This window comes from Mesorhizobium kamtschaticum, assembly GCF_056174585.1.
Window position 1 is genome coordinate 4,813,340 of record NZ_CM149691.1, and the last position, 22,476, is coordinate 4,835,815.

A 22,476-nucleotide genomic window follows, 5' to 3' on the forward strand; every position below is an offset into this window, starting at 1 on the left:
TTCGATGGCCGTCCTGACTTTCTCTCGAGGGATCCGTGCGGAGTCCGCTCTTTCACCTCCACATGGTGCAACGGCAAAGCCAATGCAAGCCCTCGCGATCGCGCCTTCCCAGGCCATCTTTGCGGCAATCAAGGCGGATGTTTGGGAGAGGTTGTGCCGATCACGCAACGCGGCTATGCCGCTCACCAAATCCAGGAATGATTGTTCAGGACATGACCAGCGCACTGCCTTTCGACGATTTTCGCAACCTGCTCGACAATCTGCCGGCAGCCGACCTCAAAGCCGAGGCGCGCGTGCGCACGCTGTTTGCCAAGGCCGACAAGCCGACGCATTCGCTCGGCCGCATCGAGGACATCGCCGCGTGGCTTGCCGCCTGGAGCGGCCGGGCTCCGCCCGCGGTGACAAGACCGTTGATGGCGGTCTTTGCCGGCAACCACGGTGTTGTCAGGCACGGCATTTCGCCGCGACCGGTGGCGGCAACCGCCAATGCGGTCGAGCTTTGCGCGGCCGGCGGTGCGGCGATCAACCAGATCTGCATCGCCAATGATCTCGGGCTGAAAGTGTTCGATCTTGCCCTGCACATCCCGACCGGCGACATCACCGATGACGCCGCGCTCGATGAACGCGGTTGCGCGGCCACCATGGCCTTCGGCATGGAGGCGATTGCCGGTGGCACCGACCTGCTTTGCCTCGGCGATCTCGGCGTCGGCAATTCCACTGTCGCCGCCGCGCTGTTTGCGGCGCTGTTCGGGGGCAGGGGTGCCGAATGGGTCGGCCCTGGATCCGGCGCCGACGCAGCGATGCAGGCACGCAAGGCGGAGGTGGTCGATGCGGCGCTGGCCTTTCACCACGGCCATCTCGACGACCCGCTGGAGGTGCTGCGCCGCGTCGGCGGCCGCGAGTTCGCGGCGATAGCCGGCGCCATCCTCGCCGCGCGGATGCAGAAGATACCCGTGCTGATCGACGGCTTTGCGGCAACGGCAGCCGCGGCGGTGCTTTATGTCGCGAACCCTGCAGCGCTCGACCATTGTCTTCTCGCCAGCCTGTCGGCGGAGCCCGCGCACGCCAAGGCCGCCGAGTTGCTCGCTTTGCGTCCGCTGCTCGACCTCGGCATCAGCCACGGCGAGGGGGCCGGGGCAGCCCTTGGCGCTGGCCTGGTTAAGGCGGCGGCGTTGACCAGTTCAGGCATGGCGGCGGCGGTTCGGGGCTAGGTCCTCGGCGTGTATCAGCGCCTGAGATTGGGGATGCGATAGACGACTGAGCTATATTTCGGATTGGAGCGGGTCTCGACGATCGACCCGCCAAGGCCTTCCGCTATTCGCCTGCTCGCCACGTTCTCCTCGGCGACAGGGTACTCGAAGCAATCGGGATCGAGCTCCTCGGACGCCCATGCCGCCACAGCGGCAACGGCTTCCCGGCCAATCCCGTTTCCATGTGCGTCCTCCCTTATCCAAATTCCGATCTCGGGACAGGCCGTCTTGGCCGCGTGAAGGCCGACAAGCCCCATACAGCGATCATCCGCCAACGAACGCACAACGAAATGCAGATCCGATCCGTCAAGGATCGGTGCCAGCCAGGATCGCCATACCTCGGCAAAGGTCGTTGGTGATCGAGGTGGTTCCCACTGCATGAAACGGGTGATCGCGGGGGTGATGGCGGCAAGCACCTCTTCAGCATCATCGGCCGTAAACAGCTTAAGGCGAAGCCACTCCGATCTGATTTCGACGCGCCTAGAGCATTTCACCGTTTCATGGAAACGGCGAACCGCTCTAACTCTTTGTTTTGACGCAATTCCGGACGGAAAACCGCTCACACTTTTCCTGGAATTGCTCTAGCATCCCAATCTGCGGTCATTGCGGTCTGCGTTCCTCTTCGAGGCCGGGTGGAGGCAGGTCGCCAGGGTGGCCTAGCGCCGTCGCGCCGCGACCGCGGCGGTAGGCAGTGCCGGCAGTTCTTCCATCACCCGGCTCAGCGGGAAGATGGCGATCGCCTCAGTGCCTTCGCGCAGCTTGGAATGAAGCTCGAACTCGCCGCCATGCATGGCAAGCAGGCCTTGCACAATCGGCAGGCCAAGCCCGGTGCCTTGTTCGGCGCTCTTGATGGCGATCGAGCCCTGGCCGAAGGCCGAGAGCACGATCGGGATCTCGTCCTCGGGAATGCCGGGGCCATTGTCCTTGATCGAAATGTATTGCCCGCCGCCCGCCGTCCAGCCGACGCGGACACGAACTTCGCCGCCGGTGGCGGTGAATTTTATGGCATTGGACAAAAGGTTGAGCGTGATCTGCCGCACGGCGCGCTCGTCGGCGAACAGCCGCGGCAATGTCGGTTCGAAATCCTGGATGACCCGGATATCCTTGTTGCGCGCCCTCAGCTCCATCATATGGCAGCAGTCCTCGACGATGTTGAGCAACATCACCGGCTCCTCGTTGAGCTGGTAGCGGCCGGCCTCGATGCGCGACAGGTCGAGGATCTCGTTGATCAGATCGAGCAGATGCTGGCCGGAATCATGCACGTCATGGGCGTAGTCGCGATAGGTGGGATTGCTCATCGGCCCCAGCACCTCGTTCGCCATCACCTCGGAAAAGCCGAGAATGGCGTTGAGCGGCGTGCGCAATTCATGGCTCATCGAAGCCAGGAACCGCGACTTGGCCAGATTGGCATCCTCGGCCCGCCGCCGCGCCTCGTCCGACATCGATTTCGCCGTCTCGAGTTCGGCGATCAGCGCGTCCTTTTCCGAGCGGAACGACAACAGCATCAGGGAGGAGCGGTTGAGGTGGCTGGCGACATAGGCGAAGAAGGGCAGCGACAAGACAAGCAGCCCGGCCATGATCGCCTCGACCGGCATCCACAGCCTGGTGCCGACATAGGCATAGAGCGCCACCGGCACGGCAAAGGTCGCCAGCAGCGCGCCGCTCAGGGATGAGGCCATGACCGCGGTCCCGGCCATGGCAAATAGCAGCACGACCGCCTTGATCACCTGGAACTGGTCGACCTCGCAGGCACCGCAGCCAAGCCAGACGAACCAAGCCCAGCCGAGGCCGCAAAGGAAATGGCCGGCCAGGAATTCCCGTTGCGCTTGCAAAGGGTTGAGCTCGGAAGCTTCCGTACGTTCAATGCGCCGCGCCATGAAGACGACGATAGTATAGCAAGTGAGCGTGAACAGCGCCCAGAGCCCGATCTCGTTGCCGACGCCGGCGAGCCGGCCGGCTGCTGCGATCGCCAAGACGAGCAGCGGTATGACCACGGCGCCGCTTGTCATGGCGCGAGCATGGAGTTTCAGCAGTTCGCGGTCGAAATCGGGATTGCCGGCCTGCTGCGAAAGACGGTCGCGCGTCTTGCGCACCGCGCGCGCCACATCACTGTTGCGATGGGGTTTCCTGCGGTCCACAATGAACTTGTCCGCTGTGTTCGAGCGTTGCAAGGGCATCAAAAACTTCGATTTATACGTGCAGCGGTTTCAAGGTGTTAAGCTACGTTCGAATGATTAACCAACCGTTTGCCATATGAGCCGTTCATGGTCGCCAAGATCGCGCCGACGGTACGCACCGGTGCCCAGGAGCCCGTGGCGGCGGCTTCTGGATTATGGGCTTACGACGATCATTCTGGGGCTGCTGATCCTGTTGGCGGCACGCCTCGATCGGGTGGAAACGCGCCAGACACAAGGGGCTGCCATCATCAATGACGGCGATTCCATCACACTTGGCACCGAGCGCATCCGCATGCGCGGCATCGACGCCCCGGAATACACCCAGACCTGCCGCAGGAACGGTGCGGATTATGCCTGTGGCACGCTTGCGCGCCAGTCGCTGGTGCGCCTGATCGCCGGCAGGCCGGTTACCTGCAGCGGCTGGCAGCGGGATCGCTATGGCCGGTTGCTAGGCGACTGCAAGGCCGGCGGCACGGATCTCAACCGCGCCCAGGTCGAGGCGGGCTGGGCCGTTGCCTTCGGCGACTACGAAGGTGAGGAAGCGACTGCCCGCGCGGCAAAGGTCGGTATCTGGGCGGGTACATTCGATCAGCCGCAGGACTGGCGCGACAGCCATCACGGCGAGGTCGTGGAGCGAAAGCACGGTACGCTGGCGTCGATCGGCGATGCCGTGCGGGAGATTTTTCGCTTCTGGTGAAGTGCATTGGCTCCGAAGGAAGGGAGGATCGAATGAAGCTCTACGACGGCGGCCGGGCGCCCAATCCGCGGCGGGTTCGCGTTTTCCTTGCCGAGAAGGGGATCGCGGTTCCTCTGGTGTCTGTCGACATGGGCGCATTGGAGCACAAGAGCCAAACGGTCAGCTCGCGCAATCCTTTGCAACGCCTGCCGGTGCTGGAGCTTGACGACGGCACCATCATCACCGAATCCGTCGCCATTTGCCGCTATTTCGAGGAATTGCATCCCGAGCCGGCCCTGTTCGGGCGCGGCGCGCTCGGCAAGGCACAGGTCGAGATGTGGCAACGGCGGATGGAGTTCAACCTGCTCAGTTGCGTCGCCCAGGCTTTTCGCCACATCCATCCGGCCATGAAGGAATGGGAAGTCCCGCAGATCCCCGAATGGGGCGAGGCCAACAAACCGAAGGCGGTCGCATTCCTGAAACTCCTCGACGACGAGCTGGCGAGCCGGGAATTCGTCGCCGGCGACAGCTATTCGATTGCCGATATCACCGGCCTGATCGCGGTCGACTTCATGAAACCGGCACGCATCAAGGTGCCGGAGGAATGCACCAATGTGTTGCGCTGGCATCAGGCGATCTCCAGCCGGCCGAGTGCCGCCGCTTGAGTATGGAATTGGACAGTTTTGCAGCAGAGGTCCGGGCCTGCCGCCTTTGCGTCGAAAACCCTATCGGCAAGCCGCTGCCGCATGAGCCGCGACCGGTGCTGCGGCCATCGTCCAGCGCCCGCATCCTCATTGCGAGCCAGGCGCCGGGAACCAAGGTGCATCTGTCAGGCATGCCGTTCACCGATGCTTCGGGCGACCGCTTGCGCAACTGGCTTGGCGTAACCAGCGACGAATTCTACGACATCGAGAAATTCGCCATCGTGCCGATGGGCTTCTGCTTTCCCGGCCAGGATGCCAAGGGCGGCGACCTGCCGCCAAGGCGCGAATGCGCGCCGGCCTGGCGCGCGCCGTTGATGGCGCTGATGCCGCGAATAGACCTGGTGCTGACGATCGGCATCTACGCGCAGTCCTGGCACATGGGCGCCGCGCGCCGCGCCTCGCTGACGGAAACGGTGATGGACTGGCGCGCCATCTGGGGGAATTCCATCGGTGCGAAAGTGCTGCCGCTGCCGCATCCGTCCTGGCGCAACAGCGGCTGGCTGAAGCAGAATCCGTGGTTTGAAATGGATTTGCTGCCTTTCCTTCGCTCGGAAATCCGCTATCGCATCGGCTAGGCATTCAGCAAGAAATCACTCGCTTTCGTGGCGATTGGCAGAATTTCTTTCTTGTGAAAGCCTCGAATAAGAGGGAATATAGACAAACTATTCCCCTAGGAGCCTTTGATGGACCGCCTTGACCGAAAAATTCTACGCCTCCTGCAGGAGGACGCGACGCTCGCGGTGGCCGATGTCGCCAAGAAAGTCGGCCTGTCGACCACGCCCTGCTGGCGCCGCATCCAGAAGCTCGAGGAGGAGGGCGTCATCAAGCGGCGCGTCGCCATTCTCGACCATGAGAAGGTCAATGTGCGGGTCACCGTCTTCGTCTCGATCCGCACCAATTCGCACAGCCATGAGTGGCTGCGGCGGTTTTCCGAGGTCATCCAGGAATTTCCCGAGGTGGTCGAGTTCTACCGCATGAGCGGCGACGTCGACTACCTGCTGCGCGTCGTGGTTCCCGACATCGCCGCCTACGATGCCTTCTACAAGCGCCTGATCGCCAAGATCGAGATCCGTGATGTGTCGTCGTCCTTCGCCATGGAGCAGATCAAGTACACGACCGAAATCCCGCTCGACTACATGGTGCTGGATAAGGAATCGGGTGCCAACGCGGCCTGAGGATGCCAGACCTGATTAGTTCTTCTTTTTGTTGAGGAAACTCCAGGGCGAGTTCACCGGCAGCGTAACGGTGTCCGGCACGGTGTCGACACCGATTACATCCGCCTTGCGCACGGTGTAGCCCGACTGGATGACACTGACGCCGTCGAGAATGAACAGCTGGCTCTTTTCCATGTCTGGCTTCAAGGCGCCGGTGACGGCGACCGACTGGTAGGCTTGCGACATCTTGTAAGGATGGGCAGGTGTGACCAGCACGATCTGGTTGGGCGGCGGCGTCGGCATGTGGCTGCACGCGCCGGTCCAGGGCACCAGCAGGAATTGATAGACAAGGTCGCCGTCACGATCGACCGGCAATGCATAGCCGGCTAATTGTACGGTCTTGTCCTGCAGATCGAGGGACAGCGTCTCGCCATGGTCGGGCAATTTTGCCGCGATCATCGGCAGGCCGGCGTCTTCAGCAACCGCCTGGGTCGCCGGGCGCGAATCTTTCCAGAAGATGTGCATGGTCTCGGCCGAAGCACCGGCAGCGGAGAGAGACAGCGCGGCCGCGAGCGCCAAGCTTGATGAGAAATTGTTCATGGCCGCTTCCTTTGCCGGGAGTAAAGACGCCGAGGCCAATGACGTCAATGCTCGAGCCGCATCACATGTCGGCGAGAACCGGCGTTGCCGGTCTCTTTGAAACCGCGCGCCGCAAACATGTCGCGAAAGCCCATGAATCGGTAGCTTGGCGACGCTTCACCCACCGGATAGGCCTCTATGATACGCGCCCCCTTGGCGAAGGCATGATCGATGGCCGCATCGAGCAATGCCGAAGCAAGGCCGCCGCCGCGCAAAGCCCTTGGCACGTAGAAGCAGACGATCGACCATACGCCCGTCTCGCTGTCGTCCTGCTGTTTCGAAAGCTTGCGATAGGTCTCGCGCGGCGCAACCGAACACCAGCCAACGGTCTTGCCGTCAATATGGGCGAGGATGCCAACCGGGGTGCCGGCATCGACGAGCGCCATCATCCGGTGTTTCTTCTCATCGTTCTGGATGTGCTCGCGGCCGGAGTGCCGCCAGGCCATGCACCAGCAATATTTTGGCGCACCCGGCTGCTCGAACAAAATTTCGAAGCTGCCGCGTGTTGCCCGTGTCACCTCGGTGAACCGAATATTGGCAACATCAAACTTTTCCGGCGGCGAGGCGTTCGAGCGTTTTGGCATCCGACAGTTCCTTCACGGCGTCCTTGCCGATCCAGCGCGCGGTCTTGTCCGGGGAGCCGGCAAGCATCTGCGCCAGGATCAGGGCAGGGGAGTGTAGGCTCATCGATCGCTTGCCTATCTGCCGCAGCGCCCAGTTGACCGCTTTCCTGACGAAGTTGCGCTCATCGCCGGCATGGGCTTCGATCAAAGGCAAATAGGACAAGAACGTTGCATCCGGTTCCTTTTTCAAATGCACGGCTGCCCATGCCAGCATGGCAAAGGCCGTGCGGCGAACGAACTCACGCTCGTCGGCGGCGAGCTCCTCGATCAACTGGCGCCAAAACGGCGTATCGACGAACAGATCAGAGACGGTGTCGACGACTTCCCAAGAATCGAAATCGCCGGCCCAGCGGCGGCATTCCTCGAGGGTGATCTTCTTCGGCTCACCGGTGAAAGCCGCCATCAGCCGCGCTTCGCGAATGCCGCTGGCCCACAGTGCCAGGGACCGCTCATGGTTGCGCTTCAGCTTGCGCGCCAATGGCCGCAAATCCGTATTGCCGACGCCGAGCGCGGTGGCGGTGTTGATGCCGAATCGCGCCATGCCGGCGCGGTTTTCCGCGGTGCCGATCGAGCGCAGATGCGCGATGATTTCGTCGGCACTGGATTGCGGCGACAGCTCGGCCATCGCAAACCCTACTTCTCCAGCCGCGCCAGCAGCGAGGACGTGTCCCAGCGCTTGCCGCCCATGGCCTGCACGTCCTTGTAGAACTGGTCGACAAGTGCTGTCACCGGCAATCTGGCGCCGTTGCGGTCGGCCTCCGCCAGGCAGATGCCGAGGTCCTTGCGCATCCAGTCAACGGCGAAGCCGAAATCATATTTGCCGGCATTCATCGTCTTGTGCCGGTTCTCCATCTGCCAGGAGCCGGCGGCACCCTTGGAAATCACCTCGATCACCTTCTCGATGTCGAGCCCGGCCTGCTTGCCGAAGTGAATGCCTTCCGACAGTCCTTGCACCAGTCCGGCGATGCAGATCTGGTTGATCATCTTGGTCAGCTGGCCAGCACCCGCCGATCCCATCAGCCCGACCATGCGGGCATAGGCATCGATGACTGGCCTTGCCTTGTCGAAAGCAGCCTGGTCGCCGCCGACCATGACGGTCAGCACGCCGTTCTCAGCACCGGCCTGGCCACCGGACACCGGCGCGTCAAGAAATGAGAACCCGCCGGCTTGTGCGGCGGCGGCCAGTTCACGCGCGACTTCCGCCGAGGCCGTGGTGTTGTCGATGAAGACCGAACCTTTCTTCATCGATTTGAAGGCGCCTTCTGGGCCTGTCGTCACCGAGCGCAGATCGTCGTCATTGCCGACGCAGGAAAAGACAAAGTCCTTGTCCTTGGCTGCCTCTGCCGGCGTTACAGCAAGGCTGCCGCCATGCTGGCCAACCCATTGCTCGGCCTTGGCCTTGGTGCGGTTGTAGACGGTGACGTCGTGGCCGCCCTTGTTCGCGAGATGTGCGGCCATGGGGTAACCCATAACGCCAAGACCGAGAAATGCCACAGATGCCATGAACTTGCCCTTCAGACGGAAACGAAATTGCTGCGCAAGCTCTAGGCCCTGCGCTCATTTCGTCAAGACGCCTGTGGTCCGATCGACTGGCACAGCCGAGAACGGGTCAGCGTTTCAGGTGGATGGTGATCCGGCGCTCGATCCATTCGATCGCATGGCGCAACAACTCGACCATCACAAGATACACCAGGGCGACCCAGATGTAGGCCTGGATGTCGAAGGAATTGGCGAAGGCGAGTTTTGCATTGCCCATCAGATCGTAGACGGTGATGATGGCGACGATCGCCGAAGCCTTGACCATCAGGATCAGCTCATTGCCGTAAGGCCGCAAGGCGACAATCAGGGCTTGCGGCAGGATGATCTTGCGCAGCGTCTGCAGTTTGTGCAGGCCGAGCGAGGCAGCCCCTTCCCATTGGCCCTTGTGCACGCTTTCGATGGCGCCGCGCAGGATCTCGGCCTGGTAGGCGGCGGTGTTGAGCGCAAAGGCGAAGACGCCGCAGTTGAAGGCGTCCTTGAAAAAATCCCAGAGCCCGATCATCTGGAGTTCCGGTCGGAACGACCCCAAGCCGTAATAGACCAGAAATGTCTGAACCAGCAGCGGCGTGCCCCGGAAGAAATAGACGTAGCAATAGGCAAGGCCGGACAGGATCCGGTTCCTGGACATACGCCCGTAAGCGACAGGCAAGGACATGACGGCGCCAAGCACCATCGAAATGGCGACGAGCGACAGGGTGACGCCAAGTCCTCGCAGATAGGCCGGCGCATATTTGGCGAAGAAGGGTGCGTTCCAGGCAAAGAAGAGGTAGGCGACGATACCGAGGCCGAAGGCTATCCAAAAGCAGACCAGCGCGTAGCCGACGACGCGCCTTCGCGGCCAGCCGCGGGCTCGCGGTGGTGGCCGTTCGACCAGGGTGGCAGTCGCGCTCATCGTTGTGCCTCCCGTTTGCCGAGCGAGCGCAAAATGGCGCTGGTGGCGAAGGATGACACGATGGCCAGAGCAAGAAAGACCAGAGCCGCCACGCCGTAAAACAGGAAGGAATGCTTGGTCACGCGAGCGGCCACGCCGGCGTTGCGCAGCGTTTCTGCAAGGCCGACGACCGACACCAGCGAGGTGTCCTTCAACAGGCTGAGCCAGCAATTCTCGAGACCGGGAAATGCAATGCGCAGCAGCTGCGGCAGGATCACCAGGCGCATTGTCTGCGCGTAGGAAAGACCGATGGCATAACCACCCTCATACTGGCCTTTCGGGATGGCACGGAAGGCCGAGAGGAAAACCTCGCTGGCATAGGACGAAAAGATCAGCGCGAGCACGATCATCCCGGCGACGAAGCTGTTGACGTCGATGGTCGCGTCGGGGCGGAAATAGCGGATGAGGTGCTGCAGCAGGATCGGCATGCCGAAGAAGAACAGGAAGAGCGTCACCAGTTCCGGCAAGCCACGAAAGACCGTGGTGTAGATATTGGCGGCGAGGCGCAGCGAGGGCTCTTCGGATTGCTTGCCGAGCGCAATGAAAAAGCCAATCGTCAAACCGATGGGAAGCGTCGCCAGCGCAAGCAGAACCGTTACAATGACGCCATAGGCAATATCGTCACTCCAGCCATCAGGTCCCCAACTGAGAAGTGTCCATATGCTTTGGGCTGGCATTGACGGATCTTATCTCCACGGCATTTCCGAGACGAATAGAAAGACGGCGGGGATTGCCCCGCCGTCTTGGCCGTATTGATCAGGACTCGGCGCCATAGACGTCGAACTTGAAGTACTTGTCGTTGATTTCCTTGTATTTTCCATTGGCGCGGATGGCGTCTATGGCCTCATTGAGCTTGTTGACCAGGTCGGTCTCGCCCTTGCGCACGGCAATGCCGGCGCCCGGCCCGAAGATCTCGACCGGTTGCGGCGACGGCTGGCCGAGAATCTTGCAGCAGGCGCCATCGGGCGAATCCAGCCACTGCTGCAGCACGACAATATCGTCCTCGATGGCGTCGAGACGACCATTGGCAAGATCTGCCTGCTCCTCGGGGCTGCTCGGATAGCCCTTCACGGTGCTGTCTGTGTAGGTCTTCGAGGCATAGTTGAAATGGGTGGTCGTGGTGGCGACACCGATGGTCTTGCCGGCGAGATCTGCCTTGGTCACGCCCTTCAGCGTCGAGTTTTCGGCACGGCGAGCGCCGACGGCGTGTTGTAGTATTTATGCGAGAAGTCGACCTTCTCCTTGCGCTCCGGGGTGATCGACATCGAAGCGACGATGGCGTCGAACTTGCCGGCCTGAAGCGCCGGGATGATCCCGTCCCAATCCTGGGCGACGAAGGTGCACTTGACCTTCATCTGATCGCAGAGCGCCTGGGCGATGTCGATGTCGAAGCCGACGAGCTTGCCGTCGGAGGTCAGGTTGTTGAAGGGGGGATAGGCGCCTTCGGTGCCGATCCGCAGGGTCTTCTCCTGGGCCTGGGCTACGCCGAGCGTCAGCAGCGCAGCCGATGCGGCGAGCGCGATACGCAGTGCAATACGCATGATAGTCCTCTCTTTATGGTCCCGGCCGTCGTTCCGAAACGGCTCTGTGGGGCGGTGCTTTTTGACCGCCCGCTGAAGCGATACTCCCACTCTTTCCAAGAAAAAAGCAACTGCAAAACCACCGAAATCGGTAATGCGGTTCTGCCGTTAGGTTACATCTCAAGCAACGAGGCCGGTGGTGCGCTCGATGAAGTCGACTATCGATTTTACGTCGTCGAGGTCGAACACCGGCAGGCTCTCGTCCGTGACGGCGAAATCCGCGGCGATGGCGATAATGTTGGGATCGTCAGCCGAAAGCGGCGTGCGGTCCTTCGCCTCCAGCCGCCGCGTTTCGATCTTGCGGTGGGATTGGCGCTTGTAGCCTTCGACCAGCACGATATCGCATGGGGCGAGTCGCGAGAGGATGCCCTCCAGCGGCGGCTCATCCTCGCCGCGCAATTCGTGCATCAGCGCCCAGCGATTGCCGGACACGATCGCAACCTCGGTGGCGCCGGCCTGCCGATGGCGGAAGCTGTCGGCGCCGGGCTTGTCGATGTCGAAATCATGATGGGCGTGTTTGACCGTCGAGACCCTCCAGCCGCGCCGCACGAGCTCGGCGACCAGCTTTTCGGTCAGTGTGGTCTTGCCGGAGTTTTTCCAGCCGGTGATGCCGAAGATGCTCATGATGTCATGCTCTGCAACAGGCGCAGGGCCTCGGCAAGATCGTCCGGCACATTGATGTTGAAGAAAGGATCGAGCCCCGCGGATTGCGGGACCGGGAATTCCACCTCGACATGGCCATGGCGCTCGATGAAGGTTGACACCCGCCTGTTATCCTCATCGACCAGGAAATGCCGCAAGGCGTCGCGGCAATCGGTCGGCCACAATGCAAAGGTCGGATGTAGCCTGCCGACCGAGGAAGCGACGGCGATCGAACCGGGATGTCGGCCGGCGGCCGCCGCCAGGCGGTCGACGAGATCGAGCGGCAGGAAAGGCGTGTCGCCGGCAGCGGTGGCGATCGCCTTGCACGGCGTGCCGGTAGCGGCCCATTCGAGGCCGGTCAGAATTCCCGCAAGCGGCCCGGCAAAGCCTTCGACGGTATCGGCAAGCACGGGCAGTCCGAAACGGGCAAAGCGTGCCGGATCGCCATTGGCGCTCAGCGCCAGGGTTTCAATCTGTGGGGCAAAGCGCGACAGGACCTGGTCAAGCACGCTGCCGCCGCCAAGCGGCAACAGGCTCTTGTCGCCGCCTCCCATCCGCCTTGACTGGCCGCCAGCCAGGACGATTCCTGCAATATCTCGTCTCATGCATCGAGCCTGTATGCCAGCCGCCGGAAATCGCAAGCGACTTCCTAGATTCCATCCGGCGCCATGGCCGGCCCGATGGTTTCGGCGACGATCCTTCGCCGGCCGACGACCCGCTCACGATACAGCGCATAGAGACCCGAGCAGACAACGATTGTTGCCCCGACAATCATCGGCATGTCCGGTATGTCGCCGAAGACGAACAAGCCAAGCAGGATGGACCAGAGGAGTGCCGTGTAGCGGAACGGCGCGATGAAGGAGATTTCGCCCGAGCGCATTGCCATGATGATGAATTGATAGCCGATGAGCACGAGCACCGCCGCCAGCGCAAGCAGGGCGGTGCTCTTGCCGGTCATCGGCGTCCAACCCCCCATCGGCGACAACAGCACCGCGCCGACGATGGTCATTGCCAATGCGGTGGCCGTCGAGACCAGCATCGTCGGTATGGTCTGGGGGATGCGCTTGGTGGCGAGGTCGCGCACGGTGCAGCAGGCGACGCTGGCCAGCGCCCAAAGGGAATATAGGCTGAAGCCGTCGAAGCCCGGCCGCACGATCACCATCACGCCGGCAAAACCGATGGCGATCGCCAGCCAGCGCCGCCAGCCGACCGCTTCGCCGAAAAACAGCGCGGCCCCCATCGTCACAGCCAGCGGCAGCGCCTGAAGAACGGCTGACACACTGCCGATCGGCAAATGGGCAAGCGCCACGAGGAAGGACACGGTGCCGCCTGCTTCGCCCAGGACGCGGATTGCCACCAGCGGCTGCAGCATCAGGCGCGGCCGCAAAAGCGCGCCACGTTGCCAGGCCAGCAGGCCGACGAAGAGCGAGGCAAATGCCCCTCTGATCAGCATGACCTGGGCCATGTTCATCGACTGCGAAGAATATTTGGTGATGGCGTCGTTGAGCGTGAAGCCAACCATCGCCACCATCATGAACAACGCGCCGCGAAGATTTGGAGAAAGGGGCAAGACATCTACCGGTTGCTTGGGCAAGCAAGCCTGTAACAGCCCGCCACGAAACAGCAACGGCAAAGGGCTGGGCCAGGACCGGGGCATTCGGCATCGCCGACGTGAAATCACATCCTGGATTCGGCACGGATCCGGTCGGGAGGCGGCTCCGCCTCCCGGAAACTGTACAGCCGCGGCGATGTCTATTTCTTCGGCGTCAGTATCTCGGTGCCGTTGCCTTCCTTGCCGGCGATGGTCCACAGACCATGCAGCGACCCGTCATCCTCGACCTTGTAGACGACGAGGCCGATATCCTTGCCCATGACATAGCCGGCGGAGAACGCATCGTCGTTGCGCATGCAAATGCCGTCGGACGAAGAACCGCCGGTCTCCCAGTGGATCGCGCAGGTCGTCCCGCTGGTCAGCGTGATGGTGGCTTCGCCATCATATTTCGATCCGTCGAAATTGGTGCCGGCGACGGTATAGGTGCCGCCGATCGACTGAGCTGCGGCGGGCAGGGCCGTGAGGCCAAGCAATGCAAGAGAAAGAATGAGTTTGCGCATGACGTATTCCCCTGTGAGCGACGATTCCGCTGCGGGGAAAGCTAGGCCGGAACATGCTGGCGGTAAATCGGGCAACCGTTTGCGGATCAGACTTTTTCTGGGATGTGACCGAAAATGCTCATGGCCCCTTGAGGTTGCCGGCGATAGCGCCGACCAGAGGGTCGTATTTCGATTTCAGGGCAGGCGGGTAATCGATCCAGACCGTGCGGATGACGCCATCCCTGCCGAACAGACGCCGCTCGTAAAAGATCTTTCCATCCTTCATCCCCGACAGCACCGCCCAGTTCTTGCCGACCTTGCTGTAGGTGATGAGTAGCCGGGTTCCTTGCTTGCCTTTTCATCGGCGACAAAGCCTTTCGGCGTGTCATCATCGACGTTGAGGATGCCGGAGCAGGTGAGGTTGGCGCCATCCGCGCTCAGCCACACTTGTCCGTCGCCATTGTCGGGCTCAGGCTGACGATCGGTGAATATCTCATCTGGAAAGGTGCAGACGGTGCCGAAGCGCTCGTTCACATAGGTGGACGGCGCGGCGATCGCGCTGCTGGCTGCAATCATCGCGAAAGCCGCCATTGTTGAAAAAAGCCGCCGCATTTGCTGCCCCCCAAAGCCGATGACCGGAAGGCAATCCTTGCACGGATTGGCGGAGAAATCAGCCGCCCGTGACGCTCATATGCCGTGACACCGAGGGACGGCTGGTGCGGCGGTCGATGATGAAGTCATGGCCTTTCGGCTTGCGGCCGATGGCCTCGTCGATCGCGTCGGCGACCAGTTCGTTGCCTTCGGATGCGCGCAAGGGCGCGCGCAGATCGGCCGCATCTTCCTGGCCGAGGCACATATAGAGCGTGCCGGTGCAGGTCAGCCGGACGCGGTTGCAGCTCTCGCAGAAATTATGAGTCATCGGCGTGATGAAGCCGAGCTTGCCGCCGGTCTCGGCGACGTGGACATAGCGGGCAGGGCCGCCGGTCTTGAAGGGAATGTCGGTCAGCGTGAACTGGCGCTCCAGCGAAGCGCGCAGCAGCGACAGCGGCAGATACTGGTCGGTGCGGTCGGCGTCGATCTCGCCCATCGGCATGGTTTCGATGACGGTGAGGTCCATGCCGCGGCCATGCGCCCAGCGCATCATGTCGGGCAGTTCGGCGTCGTTGAAATCCTTCAGCGCCACCGCGTTGAGCTTGACCTTCAGCCCGGCCGCCTGAGCGGCATCGATGCCATCCATGACCTTGCCGAGATGGCCCCAGCGGGTGATCTGGTGGAACTTGTCGGCATCGAGCGTGTCGAGCGAGACGTTGATGCGCTTGACGCCGCAATCGGCGAGTTCGGCGGCGAAGCGCGACAGCTGCGAACCGTTGGTGGTCAGCGTCAGTTCTTCCAGCGCGCCGCTTTCGAGATGGCGCGACAACTGGCGCACCAGATGCATGATGTTCTTGCGCACCAGCGGCTCACCACCGGTGAGGCGCAGCCTTTTGACACCTTTTTCGATGAAGACGGTGCAGAGCCGGTCCAGCTCTTCCAGCGACAACAGGTCCTTCTTCGGCAGGAAGGTCATGTCCTCGGCCATGCAATAGGTGCAACGGAAATCGCAGCGGTCGGTGACCGACACGCGCAGGTAATTGATCGTGCGACCGAAGGGGTCGATCATGTCCATGCTTCAAGCGCTTCCCGTGGCCGCTTCGTTATATACTGCTATGTGATACGAAGCAGCCCACCATTCAAGATACCGTGTCTCGATCTTTGGTAACATCCCGGAGCCGACACCGTGTGTCGGTCGGCCTCATCGGGACTTTTCCCCTTTCGCGAAGCGGCGTAGGGAAGGCAATCGATACGGGATCAAACAGCATGACCGCACCAAAAGAACTCAGGGTCTCCAAGGACCGCAAACTGCTGTCGGTCACCTTTCCCAATCACCACCCGTTCGAATTGCCGGCGGAACTGTTGCGCGTTGCCTCGCCATCGGCCGAGGTGCAGGGTCATTCGCCCGAACAGCGGGTGACGGTTCCCGGCAAGCGCAATGTGGCGATCCTGAAGATCGAGCCGGTCGGCAACTACGCGGTGCGCATCACCTTCGACGATTTCCATGACACCGGCATTTTCACCTGGAACTACCTGCACACGCTCGGCCACGAGAAGGATGAGCGCTGGAATGCCTATCTGGCGGAGCTTGCGGAAAAGGGATTGAGCCGCGATCGCTAGATCAGAATGACGTTTGGTTTAATCGTCATCCTGATCTAGCTTTTTGTTGGAGCATGATCTCTGGACAAACGAAAACCGTTTGTCCGAGAAAACCGGTTCCCACTTTTCGGGATCATGCTCTGATCCCGTCGCTGTCGTCAAAACGTCATCGATGTGGAGTAGCGCCGGCAAAGGTTCGGAGACGGAAGAGATGTCGCTCATCACCACGGTCGAACAGCTCGAAGCGCTCTACGGCGCTCCAGGCGAAGCCTCGCTGGTCAAGGAACTCGACCACGTCATTCCCGAATATGCCGCCTTCATCGAGGCTTCGCCTTTCGTTGCGCTTGCCACCAGCGGCCCGGAGGGCCTGGATTGTTCGCCGCGCGGCGATCTCGCCGGCTTCGTGCGTATCGTTGATCCGAAGACGCTGATGATGCCGGACCGGCGCGGCAACAATCGCGCCGATTCGCTCAAAAACATCATCAGGGATCCGCGCGTCGGGCTGCTGTTCCTGGTGCCGGGCTCCGGCACGACGCTGCGCATCAACGGCCGGGCGCATATCACCACCGACGCCGAACTTTGCGTGTCCTTCATGGTCGACGGCAAGGCGGCGCGTTCGGTGACCGTCATCGATGTCGATTCGGTCTACTTCCAGTGCGCCCGCGCCATCGTGCGGTCGGAACTTTGGAATCCGGCCAACATGTCGACCCGAAATCGCTGCCGACGCCCGGAAAAATCCTGGAAATCACCAGCCGCAAGAACATCGACGGCGAGGTCTACGACAAGGAATGGCCGGAGCGGGCGAAGAAGACGATGTGGTGAGTGACCGAAAGGGCAGTCACGCTTCCTTCAGCACATCGTAAATCTTGCGCATCTGTTCGCCGATCATGTCGCACTGTTCCGGCGTCGACTGGCTCATCGCCTTCTCGATCAGCGCCATATGCACTTTCAGCGCCTGCATCAGCAGCGCCTCGCCGGCTTCGGTCAAGGCGAGCCGCAGGATGCGCTTGTCCTTCTCATCGCCTTCGCGGCGCAGCAGGCCGCGCGTCTCCAGCTGCGGCAACAGCATGGTGATGTTGGAGCGGCCGACGAGCAGCTTACGGGCGAGGTCGTGCTGCGACATGCCGGGATGGCGGTAGAGGTTCATCAGCACGTCGAGCTGCGCCGGCTTCAGGTCGAGCGGCGCGAGTTTCACCGCCAGCGTGCGCTCCAGCACATGGCAGGCGCGCGCCACCGCGACCCAGTTGCGAAAACGCGGGTTGTCCCAGGGTAGCTCTTGTTTATTGTTCATCTTTGAACTATTATGTTCATGCTTGAACGTATGGATGGATTCTCACTATGGCATCAATCGGGCTGAAGGTCATCCGGAGCGTATTTGGTGCGGCCGAACATATTGCGCCACGCATCACCGGGCGCGCGGCTTTCGAACTGTTCTGCCGTACGCCGAGCGCCAAGGCGCTGACCGACGGCGAGCGCCGCGCCATCGGCCGCGCCGCGGAGTTCATGACCGAGGCGCGCCATCATCGACTGAGGACCGCTACCGGTTGCGTCATGGTGCACGAATTCCGGCCGGAGCCGGGCAGGGCGGCTCTCGGCACCGTGCTTGTCGTTCATGGCTGGCGTTCGCGCACCGAATATATGCGCGCCTTGATCGAGGCCTATCGGGCGGCCGGCTACAGGGTCGTTTCCCTTGACCTGCCCGGCCATGGCCATTCGCAGGGCCGACACCTGAACATGGTCAATGCTGTCGAGGCTGTACGGGTCGCCGGCTAATGGTTCGGCCCGTTTGTCGCGGCGGTGGGTCATTCCTTCGGTGGCGCCGTTGCCGCCAACGCCATTGCGGGTTCGGTCAAGAACATTCCGCCGCTTGCCGCCGGGCGCCTTGTGCTGATCGCGGCACCCAGCTCCTTGCCGGCGATCTTTGCCGACTTCAGCCGCTTGCTCAATGTCGGTCCGCGCTCGCAAATCGCCATGGCGGACCGTGTCCAACATTTGTCCGGCCGGCCGCTGCATGAATTCACCGGCGACCGCCAGCTTGCCCAGGCGCCCGTGCCGACCCTGGTGATCCACGCGCCGGACGATCGCGAAGTGCCGGCCGAGCACGCGAAACGCTACGCTGGGGCCGGCGGCCATGTGCGGCTGCACTGGGCCGATGGGCTCGGTCACCGCCGCATTCTGGCGGACAAGGGTGTGGTCGCACGCGCCGTTGCCTTCGTCGCGGAGCACCGTGAGCCATCGCTGCTGCATTAAGCGCGGTCTAAGCTATTTCTTCTTCTCGCCGGGCTCGACGGGCAGTCCGGCCGCCTTCCAGGCAGTGTAGCCGCCAAGGATGTGCTTGACCGGTGCAAGTCCCATATCCTGCGCCGTCTTGGTGGCCAGCGCCGAGCGCCAGCCGCCGGCGCAGAAGAAAACAAAACTCTTGCCCGAAGCGAAGAACGGCTTGTGGTAGGGGCTGTCGGGATCGATCCAGAATTCCAGCATGCCGCGGGTGACATGTTTGGCGCCGGGTATTTTCCCGTCGCGCTCTACCTCGCGCGGATCGCGCAAGTCGACGAAGATCGTGCCTTCGTCATCGAGCAGCCCTGCGGCTTCCTCCGGTGAAACCACTTCGATCTCGGCGTTGGCCTCGTCCAGCAGTTCGCGATACCCCTTTTTCACAGGCTTGTTCCTCCCGACGGCGCATGTCTGAATTTCCACCACAATGGCTGGCGTTTGTCACGCTTTGTCGGTTCCCGCCAGCGTCTGCCAGGCAGCCATCGCGCCAGTGACAGTCGCCATCAGCGCGGTGCACGAAGCGCCGTCGCGCGCCTGGATCGACATGCCGTGCTGCACCGTGGCGTAGAAGGTCGCCACAGCACCGCAGTCGAGGTCGGCAGGCAATTCGCCTTCGGCAACAGCCCGCTCGAGGCGCTTGCGCAAAGCAGAATGGTTCTCGGCGCGGCGGCGGCGCAGGTCAGCGCAGATCAGGCCGCTGGTTGAATCCTGATGCAGCGCGCCAAGCGTGATCAGGCAGCCTTGCGGACGATCGGTCTGCGAATAGGCCTTGGCGGTGCGGCTCAAGAAAAGCTCGATCGCCAGCCGCGCGGTCGGCGCCTCATCCAGCGCCAGCCAGATATCCGGGCCTTCGACGCGCGAATAGAAATCCGTAGCCTCGAGGAACAGCGCCTCCTTGCTGCCATAGGCGGCGTAAAGGCTGGGCGAATTGATGCCCATTGCGGCGGCGAGGTCGCTGATCGACGCGCCTTCGTAACCCTTGGCCCAAAACACGTCCATCGCGCGCCGCAAGGCTGCGGTTCGATCGAAGGTGCGGGGGCGGCCTCTTTCCGACATAGCACTCTTTTCTGTGTTGGTCGATACATAAATCAGTGGACGCGACCGGACAAGCCTGACAGGTATTTATGTATCGATCACTACACAAATGGAGAAACCAATGTCTTCCAGCAATTTGAACGGCAAGGTGGCGCTCGTTACCGGCGGCAGTCGCGGCATCGGGGCGGCGATTGCCCGGCGCTTGGCGGCCGACGGCGCCGATGTTGCGCTGACCTATGTGCATGGCGAGGAACAGGCCCGCTCGGTCGTCGCCGAGATAGAGGCCAAGGGCCGCCGCGCCATCGCGATCAAGGCCGACAACCGCGATGCCGAGGCAATAGACAAGGCCGTGGATGACACCGTCGTCGCATTCGGCCGACTGGATATTCTGGTCAACAGTGCCGGCATCTGGCGCGCGGCCCCCATCGATACGCTGTCGCTTGCCGATTTCGACGAGACCATGTCGGTCAATCTGCGAGCTCCGTTCATCGCCTCGAAAGCGGCAGCGGCGCATATGGGCGAGGGCGGCAGGATCATCTCGATCGGCAGCAATCTCGCCGAACGCGTCACCGACACCAGCCTTGGCGCCTATTCCGCCAGCAAGGCGGCGCTGGTTGGTTTGACCAAGGCTCTCGCACGCGACCTCGGTCCGCGCGGCATCACCGCCAATGTCGTCCATCCCGGCTCGACCGATACCGATATGAACCCGGCGGACGGGCCGCATGCCGAACACCAGCGCCAGAAGATGGCGACCCCGCGATTCGGCAAGGCCGACGACATTGCCGGCATGGTTGCCTGGCTTGCCGGTCCGGAAGGGCGTTTCGTGACCGGCGCCGCACTGACCATCGATGGCGGCGCCAACGCCTGATTTTTGAGGAGTTCTTCGGGCTGGAGCGAAACACCCTCGCTCCAGCCGTCACGATGTTGTGAAACCGTTCTGCAACAGGCTTTCTGAAATTTATGAAAGCTTAACGAAATCGGTATGAATCGGTATAGTCACGCCTTACATCCGCCATGCGGTGAGCGAGACGGTCTAGCGTGCGGAACGGGAACCGGTTGCGACCGGAGCGGGTGATCCATGAAATTCCTCGGTAAAAATGCAACCGCAATGCCGCTGATGGCGATCGCGGCAACGCTCGCCCTGGGCGCGCCCCAGGCAGGTGCGCAAGGGCTCTTCGACATGCTGTTCGGCGGCGGCATCAAGCACCAGCCGCAGGGCGAGTTTCCGCCCCCGCCACCAAAGCACAGACCCAAAGCCCCGGCCGGCGGCGGAGGTGGCGGCGTAAAGATCAGCAGCCCGTCCTACTACACCTACAAGGCCGACAGACTGGTGCGCGTCGACTTCTCGACGCTGTCCGCGGCACCGCAGCCGGCGACGGCGACGGCGCAGGACGCCGCGTTCGTTCCGTCGGCAACAGGGGCTGCTTTCCACGACGCCATTGCCGGTCTCAGCGACTATGAACTCTATGCCGAGCCCGACATCGCCAAGGCGCTGATCGCCTACTACTCGGCCAATCCGGACTTCATCTGGGTGAATGGAACCAGCCCCAACAGCCGCGCTCAGGACGCGGTGCGGGTGCTTGGCGAGGCAGCTAGCTATGGCCTGACGCCCGCCGACTATACGGTCGAAGTGCCTGCCACCAGCGCGTCGTCGGCCGACGCCAATGCGCAACTGAAAGAGTTCGTCCGCTTCGAGATGGCGCTGTCGGCCCGGGTGCTGCGCTATGCCCGTGATGCCCAGAACGGCCGCGTCGATCCCAACCGGATGACCGGCTACTATGATTTCCCGGCCAAGCCGCTCGATATGGTCGGCGTGCTGAAGACATTGGCGCATACGCAGGAAGTGCGCACCTATCTCAAATCGCGGCATCCGCAGAATGCCGAATATCAGGCGCTGCGCGTCGAGCTGGAATCGCTGCAGGCCAGTGCCGAAAACGAGATCGTCGTCGATCCCAAGCTGCTGCTGAAGCCGGGCGAAACCAGCCCGGAACTGCCGAAGCTGCTGACGCTGATCGCACGCAGTCTCGATGACGACATGGGCGGCACCTATGGCGAGCTCTTGTCGCGGCTGGCCACCAGCGAGGTCTACGTTCCAGAACTGGTTCCGCTGATCAAGGCCGTGCAGGTGAAAGAAGGCATGAAAGGCGACGGCGTCATCGGTCCGCGCACGGTCGCCTTGTTGGCCGGCACGTCGAAGGCCGACAGGCTGCTCAAGGTGCAGGTGGCGCTGGAGGAACTGCGCTGGCTGCCTTCCGATCTCGGCAGCCCGCGCGTCTTCATCAACCAGCCGGCGTTCACCGCCAGCTACATCGACAATGGCGAGGAGAAGCTGAAGACACGCGCCGTCGTCGGTCGGGTCACCAACCAGACGGCATTCTTCTACGACCAGATCAAGCAGGTCGACTTCCATCCCTATTGGGGCGTGCCGCAGTCGATCATCGTCAACGAGATGCTGCCCCGGTTGCGCAATGATCCCGGCTATCTCGACCGCGCCGGCTACGAGGTGACGGATGCGCGCGGCAAGCGCATTCCGTCGTCGGCGGTCAACTGGGGCGCTTATGGCGCCAACATTCCCTACAATGTGCGCCAGCAGCCGAGCGAGGCCAATGCGCTGGGCGAGTTGAAGATCCTGTTCCCCAACAAGCACGCGATCTACATGCACGACACGCCGCAGAAATCGTTCTTCAAGCAGGATATGCGGGCGCTCAGCCATGGCTGCGTGCGCCTGCAGGATCCGCGCGGCATGGCGGCGGCGGTGCTTGGCACCTCGGTCGACTATATCGCCGAGAAGCTGAAGCACGGACATTCGACCGAGGATGTGACGCGCAAGATCCCGGTCTATGTCGCCTATTTCACCGCCTGGCCCGACATGTCCGGCAAGGTCGAGTATTTCAATGACGTCTACGACCGCGATTCGCGGCTGAAGCAGGCCTTGGACGCCACCGAGGCGGTCCGTTCGCCGTCTAGCTAA

26 protein-coding genes and 3 pseudogenes are annotated in these 22,476 nt (G+C 62.2%); 10 read left to right on the top strand and 19 right to left on the bottom strand.

The window, feature by feature from the left end:
• Positions 1-212 precede the first annotated feature (212 nt).
• Positions 213-1,211, top strand: coding sequence for a nicotinate-nucleotide--dimethylbenzimidazole phosphoribosyltransferase (locus AC0V7N_RS23755; protein WP_496627295.1), 999 nt, complete (start codon positions 213-215; stop codon positions 1,209-1,211).
• Positions 1,212-1,225: 14 nt separating this feature from the next.
• Here the strand turns inward: AC0V7N_RS23755 and AC0V7N_RS23760 are convergent, their stop codons facing one another.
• Together AC0V7N_RS23760 and AC0V7N_RS23765 are read right to left on the bottom strand one after the other, a co-directional pair.
• Positions 1,226-1,813, bottom strand: a complete 588-nt coding sequence (locus AC0V7N_RS23760; protein WP_496627296.1) for a GNAT family N-acetyltransferase — start codon at positions 1,811-1,813, stop codon at positions 1,226-1,228.
• A gap of 93 nt (positions 1,814-1,906) precedes the next feature.
• A complete protein-coding gene (locus AC0V7N_RS23765; RefSeq protein WP_475450768.1) occupies positions 1,907-3,427 on the bottom strand; it encodes a sensor histidine kinase in 1,521 nt (506 codons plus the stop codon).
• 76 nt (positions 3,428-3,503) lie between these two features.
• On the opposite strand from AC0V7N_RS23765, the gene AC0V7N_RS23770 reads away from it, so the two are divergent.
• The 4 genes from AC0V7N_RS23770 to AC0V7N_RS23785 all read left to right on the top strand — a co-directional run bounded on the left by AC0V7N_RS23770 (position 3,504) and on the right by AC0V7N_RS23785 (position 5,982).
• Positions 3,504-4,124, top strand: a complete 621-nt coding sequence (locus tag AC0V7N_RS23770) for a thermonuclease family protein (RefSeq protein WP_475450769.1) — start codon at positions 3,504-3,506, stop codon at positions 4,122-4,124.
• 32 nt (positions 4,125-4,156) lie between these two features.
• Positions 4,157-4,768, top strand: coding sequence for a glutathione S-transferase (locus AC0V7N_RS23775; protein ID WP_475450770.1), 612 nt, complete (start codon positions 4,157-4,159; stop codon positions 4,766-4,768).
• A complete protein-coding gene (locus AC0V7N_RS23780; RefSeq protein WP_475450771.1) occupies positions 4,708-5,382 on the top strand; it encodes a uracil-DNA glycosylase family protein in 675 nt (224 codons plus the stop codon). The genes AC0V7N_RS23775 and AC0V7N_RS23780 overlap by 61 nt, the downstream gene beginning before the upstream one ends.
• Positions 5,383-5,490: 108 nt before the next feature.
• The gene (locus AC0V7N_RS23785; protein ID WP_006205209.1) at positions 5,491-5,982 is read left to right on the top strand and encodes an Lrp/AsnC family transcriptional regulator; all 492 of its coding nucleotides are present in this window, start codon (positions 5,491-5,493) and stop codon (positions 5,980-5,982) included.
• Positions 5,983-5,997: 15 nt separating this feature from the next.
• On the opposite strand, the gene AC0V7N_RS23790 is transcribed toward AC0V7N_RS23785, so the two are convergent.
• From AC0V7N_RS23790 to moaA, 14 genes and pseudogenes are all read right to left on the bottom strand, one after another.
• The gene (locus AC0V7N_RS23790; protein WP_496627297.1) at positions 5,998-6,561 is read right to left on the bottom strand and encodes a DUF3299 domain-containing protein; all 564 of its coding nucleotides are present in this window, start codon (positions 6,559-6,561) and stop codon (positions 5,998-6,000) included.
• Between the two features lie 44 nt (positions 6,562-6,605).
• The gene (locus tag AC0V7N_RS23795; protein WP_475450773.1) at positions 6,606-7,184 is read right to left on the bottom strand and encodes a GNAT family N-acetyltransferase; all 579 of its coding nucleotides are present in this window, start codon (positions 7,182-7,184) and stop codon (positions 6,606-6,608) included.
• The gene (locus AC0V7N_RS23800; RefSeq protein ID WP_475450774.1) at positions 7,144-7,848 is read right to left on the bottom strand and encodes a DNA alkylation repair protein; all 705 of its coding nucleotides are present in this window, start codon (positions 7,846-7,848) and stop codon (positions 7,144-7,146) included. The genes AC0V7N_RS23795 and AC0V7N_RS23800 overlap by 41 nt, the downstream gene beginning before the upstream one ends.
• Positions 7,849-7,856: 8 nt before the next feature.
• Positions 7,857-8,726, bottom strand: coding sequence for an NAD(P)-dependent oxidoreductase (locus AC0V7N_RS23805; protein WP_475450775.1), 870 nt, complete (start codon positions 8,724-8,726; stop codon positions 7,857-7,859).
• A gap of 106 nt (positions 8,727-8,832) precedes the next feature.
• Entirely contained in the window at positions 8,833-9,654 is an 822-nt protein-coding gene (locus tag AC0V7N_RS23810; protein WP_475450776.1) for an ABC transporter permease, read from the bottom strand.
• Complete coding sequence (locus AC0V7N_RS23815; protein WP_096446000.1) at positions 9,651-10,370, bottom strand: ABC transporter permease; 720 nt, start codon at positions 10,368-10,370, stop codon at positions 9,651-9,653. The genes AC0V7N_RS23810 and AC0V7N_RS23815 overlap by 4 nt, the downstream gene beginning before the upstream one ends.
• 79 nt (positions 10,371-10,449) lie before the next feature.
• Positions 10,450-11,234 (bottom strand): annotated as a pseudogene (locus AC0V7N_RS23820) (ABC transporter substrate-binding protein).
• Positions 11,235-11,393: 159 nt separating this feature from the next.
• A complete protein-coding gene (gene mobB / locus AC0V7N_RS23825) occupies positions 11,394-11,897 on the bottom strand; it encodes a molybdopterin-guanine dinucleotide biosynthesis protein B (protein WP_475450777.1) in 504 nt (167 codons plus the stop codon).
• The gene (gene mobA, locus AC0V7N_RS23830; RefSeq protein WP_496627298.1) at positions 11,894-12,520 is read right to left on the bottom strand and encodes a molybdenum cofactor guanylyltransferase MobA; all 627 of its coding nucleotides are present in this window, start codon (positions 12,518-12,520) and stop codon (positions 11,894-11,896) included. Before mobA ends, mobB begins: the two co-directional genes overlap by 4 nt.
• Before the next feature lie 44 nt (positions 12,521-12,564).
• A complete protein-coding gene (locus AC0V7N_RS23835) occupies positions 12,565-13,485 on the bottom strand; it encodes a DMT family transporter (RefSeq protein WP_475450778.1) in 921 nt (306 codons plus the stop codon).
• A gap of 182 nt (positions 13,486-13,667) precedes the next feature.
• Entirely contained in the window at positions 13,668-14,027 is a 360-nt protein-coding gene (locus tag AC0V7N_RS23840; RefSeq protein WP_095200205.1) for a hypothetical protein, read from the bottom strand.
• Positions 14,028-14,145: 118 nt separating this feature from the next.
• Positions 14,146-14,292, bottom strand: a complete 147-nt coding sequence (locus AC0V7N_RS23845; protein ID WP_496627299.1) for a hypothetical protein — start codon at positions 14,290-14,292, stop codon at positions 14,146-14,148.
• Positions 14,289-14,618 (bottom strand): hypothetical protein, encoded by a 330-nt coding sequence (locus tag AC0V7N_RS23850; protein WP_496627300.1) that lies wholly within the window; start codon positions 14,616-14,618, stop codon positions 14,289-14,291. Before AC0V7N_RS23850 ends, AC0V7N_RS23845 begins: the two co-directional genes overlap by 4 nt.
• Positions 14,619-14,676: 58 nt before the next feature.
• Positions 14,677-15,672: a GTP 3',8-cyclase MoaA gene (moaA, locus tag AC0V7N_RS23855; RefSeq protein WP_475450780.1), complete on the bottom strand. Its 996-nt coding sequence runs from the start codon at positions 15,670-15,672 to the stop codon at positions 14,677-14,679.
• A gap of 191 nt (positions 15,673-15,863) precedes the next feature.
• On the opposite strand from moaA, the gene AC0V7N_RS23860 reads away from it, so the two are divergent.
• Together AC0V7N_RS23860 and AC0V7N_RS23865 are read left to right on the top strand one after the other, a co-directional pair.
• Positions 15,864-16,217 carry a gamma-butyrobetaine hydroxylase family protein gene (locus tag AC0V7N_RS23860; RefSeq protein ID WP_027045107.1) on the top strand — a complete coding sequence of 118 codons (354 nt, stop codon included), beginning with the start codon at positions 15,864-15,866 and terminating at the stop codon, positions 16,215-16,217.
• A gap of 190 nt (positions 16,218-16,407) precedes the next feature.
• Positions 16,408-17,018: pseudogene (locus tag AC0V7N_RS23865) on the top strand (pyridoxamine 5'-phosphate oxidase family protein).
• A 16-nt stretch (positions 17,019-17,034) separates the two neighbouring features.
• On the opposite strand, the gene AC0V7N_RS23870 reads toward AC0V7N_RS23865, so the two are convergent.
• Positions 17,035-17,487, bottom strand: a complete 453-nt coding sequence (locus AC0V7N_RS23870; RefSeq protein WP_027028975.1) for a MarR family winged helix-turn-helix transcriptional regulator — start codon at positions 17,485-17,487, stop codon at positions 17,035-17,037.
• Between the two features lie 47 nt (positions 17,488-17,534).
• Here AC0V7N_RS23870 and AC0V7N_RS23875 point away from each other — a divergent pair.
• Positions 17,535-18,446, top strand: a pseudogene (locus tag AC0V7N_RS23875) (alpha/beta hydrolase).
• Positions 18,447-18,458: 12 nt separating this feature from the next.
• Here AC0V7N_RS23875 and AC0V7N_RS23880 read toward each other — a convergent pair.
• A complete protein-coding gene (locus AC0V7N_RS23880) occupies positions 18,459-18,854 on the bottom strand; it encodes a rhodanese-like domain-containing protein (RefSeq protein WP_475450781.1) in 396 nt (131 codons plus the stop codon).
• Between the two features lie 57 nt (positions 18,855-18,911).
• A complete protein-coding gene (locus AC0V7N_RS23885) occupies positions 18,912-19,526 on the bottom strand; it encodes a TetR/AcrR family transcriptional regulator (RefSeq protein WP_475450782.1) in 615 nt (204 codons plus the stop codon).
• Between the two features lie 100 nt (positions 19,527-19,626).
• On the opposite strand from AC0V7N_RS23885, the gene AC0V7N_RS23890 reads away from it, so the two are divergent.
• Positions 19,627-20,373: a 3-oxoacyl-ACP reductase family protein gene (locus AC0V7N_RS23890; protein WP_475450783.1), complete on the top strand. Its 747-nt coding sequence runs from the start codon at positions 19,627-19,629 to the stop codon at positions 20,371-20,373.
• A 210-nt stretch (positions 20,374-20,583) separates the two neighbouring features.
• Complete coding sequence (locus AC0V7N_RS23895; protein WP_496627301.1) at positions 20,584-22,476, top strand: L,D-transpeptidase scaffold domain-containing protein; 1,893 nt, start codon at positions 20,584-20,586, stop codon at positions 22,474-22,476.

What these genes read in the sequence shown, in the direction of transcription:
- AC0V7N_RS23755 (WP_496627295.1), top strand. Translation starts at nt 213, where the DNA reads ATGACCAGCGCACTGCCTTTCGACGATTTTCGCAACCTGCTCGACAAT.
- AC0V7N_RS23765 (WP_475450768.1), bottom strand. Translation starts at nt 3,427, where the DNA reads ATGCCCTTGCAACGCTCGAACACAGCGGACAAGTTCATTGTGGACCGC.
- AC0V7N_RS23770 (WP_475450769.1), top strand. Translation starts at nt 3,504, where the DNA reads ATGAGCCGTTCATGGTCGCCAAGATCGCGCCGACGGTACGCACCGGTG.
- AC0V7N_RS23775 (WP_475450770.1), top strand. Translation starts at nt 4,157, where the DNA reads ATGAAGCTCTACGACGGCGGCCGGGCGCCCAATCCGCGGCGGGTTCGC.
- AC0V7N_RS23780 (WP_475450771.1), top strand. Translation starts at nt 4,708, where the DNA reads ATGCACCAATGTGTTGCGCTGGCATCAGGCGATCTCCAGCCGGCCGAG.
- AC0V7N_RS23785 (WP_006205209.1), top strand. Translation starts at nt 5,491, where the DNA reads ATGGACCGCCTTGACCGAAAAATTCTACGCCTCCTGCAGGAGGACGCG.
- AC0V7N_RS23790 (WP_496627297.1), bottom strand. Translation starts at nt 6,561, where the DNA reads ATGAACAATTTCTCATCAAGCTTGGCGCTCGCGGCCGCGCTGTCTCTC.
- AC0V7N_RS23795 (WP_475450773.1), bottom strand. Translation starts at nt 7,184, where the DNA reads ATGCCAAAACGCTCGAACGCCTCGCCGCCGGAAAAGTTTGATGTTGCC.
- AC0V7N_RS23800 (WP_475450774.1), bottom strand. Translation starts at nt 7,848, where the DNA reads ATGGCCGAGCTGTCGCCGCAATCCAGTGCCGACGAAATCATCGCGCAT.
- AC0V7N_RS23805 (WP_475450775.1), bottom strand. Translation starts at nt 8,726, where the DNA reads ATGGCATCTGTGGCATTTCTCGGTCTTGGCGTTATGGGTTACCCCATG.
- AC0V7N_RS23810 (WP_475450776.1), bottom strand. Translation starts at nt 9,654, where the DNA reads ATGAGCGCGACTGCCACCCTGGTCGAACGGCCACCACCGCGAGCCCGC.
- AC0V7N_RS23815 (WP_096446000.1), bottom strand. Translation starts at nt 10,370, where the DNA reads ATGCCAGCCCAAAGCATATGGACACTTCTCAGTTGGGGACCTGATGGC.
- mobB (WP_475450777.1), bottom strand. Translation starts at nt 11,897, where the DNA reads ATGAGCATCTTCGGCATCACCGGCTGGAAAAACTCCGGCAAGACCACA.
- mobA (WP_496627298.1), bottom strand. Translation starts at nt 12,520, where the DNA reads ATGAGACGAGATATTGCAGGAATCGTCCTGGCTGGCGGCCAGTCAAGG.
- AC0V7N_RS23840 (WP_095200205.1), bottom strand. Translation starts at nt 14,027, where the DNA reads ATGCGCAAACTCATTCTTTCTCTTGCATTGCTTGGCCTCACGGCCCTG.
- AC0V7N_RS23845 (WP_496627299.1), bottom strand. Translation starts at nt 14,292, where the DNA reads ATGAAGGATGGAAAGATCTTTTACGAGCGGCGTCTGTTCGGCAGGGAT.
- AC0V7N_RS23850 (WP_496627300.1), bottom strand. Translation starts at nt 14,618, where the DNA reads ATGCGGCGGCTTTTTTCAACAATGGCGGCTTTCGCGATGATTGCAGCC.
- moaA (WP_475450780.1), bottom strand. Translation starts at nt 15,672, where the DNA reads ATGGACATGATCGACCCCTTCGGTCGCACGATCAATTACCTGCGCGTG.
- AC0V7N_RS23860 (WP_027045107.1), top strand. Translation starts at nt 15,864, where the DNA reads ATGACCGCACCAAAAGAACTCAGGGTCTCCAAGGACCGCAAACTGCTG.
- AC0V7N_RS23870 (WP_027028975.1), bottom strand. Translation starts at nt 17,487, where the DNA reads ATGAACAATAAACAAGAGCTACCCTGGGACAACCCGCGTTTTCGCAAC.
- AC0V7N_RS23885 (WP_475450782.1), bottom strand. Translation starts at nt 19,526, where the DNA reads ATGTCGGAAAGAGGCCGCCCCCGCACCTTCGATCGAACCGCAGCCTTG.
- AC0V7N_RS23890 (WP_475450783.1), top strand. Translation starts at nt 19,627, where the DNA reads ATGTCTTCCAGCAATTTGAACGGCAAGGTGGCGCTCGTTACCGGCGGC.
- AC0V7N_RS23895 (WP_496627301.1), top strand. Translation starts at nt 20,584, where the DNA reads ATGAAATTCCTCGGTAAAAATGCAACCGCAATGCCGCTGATGGCGATC.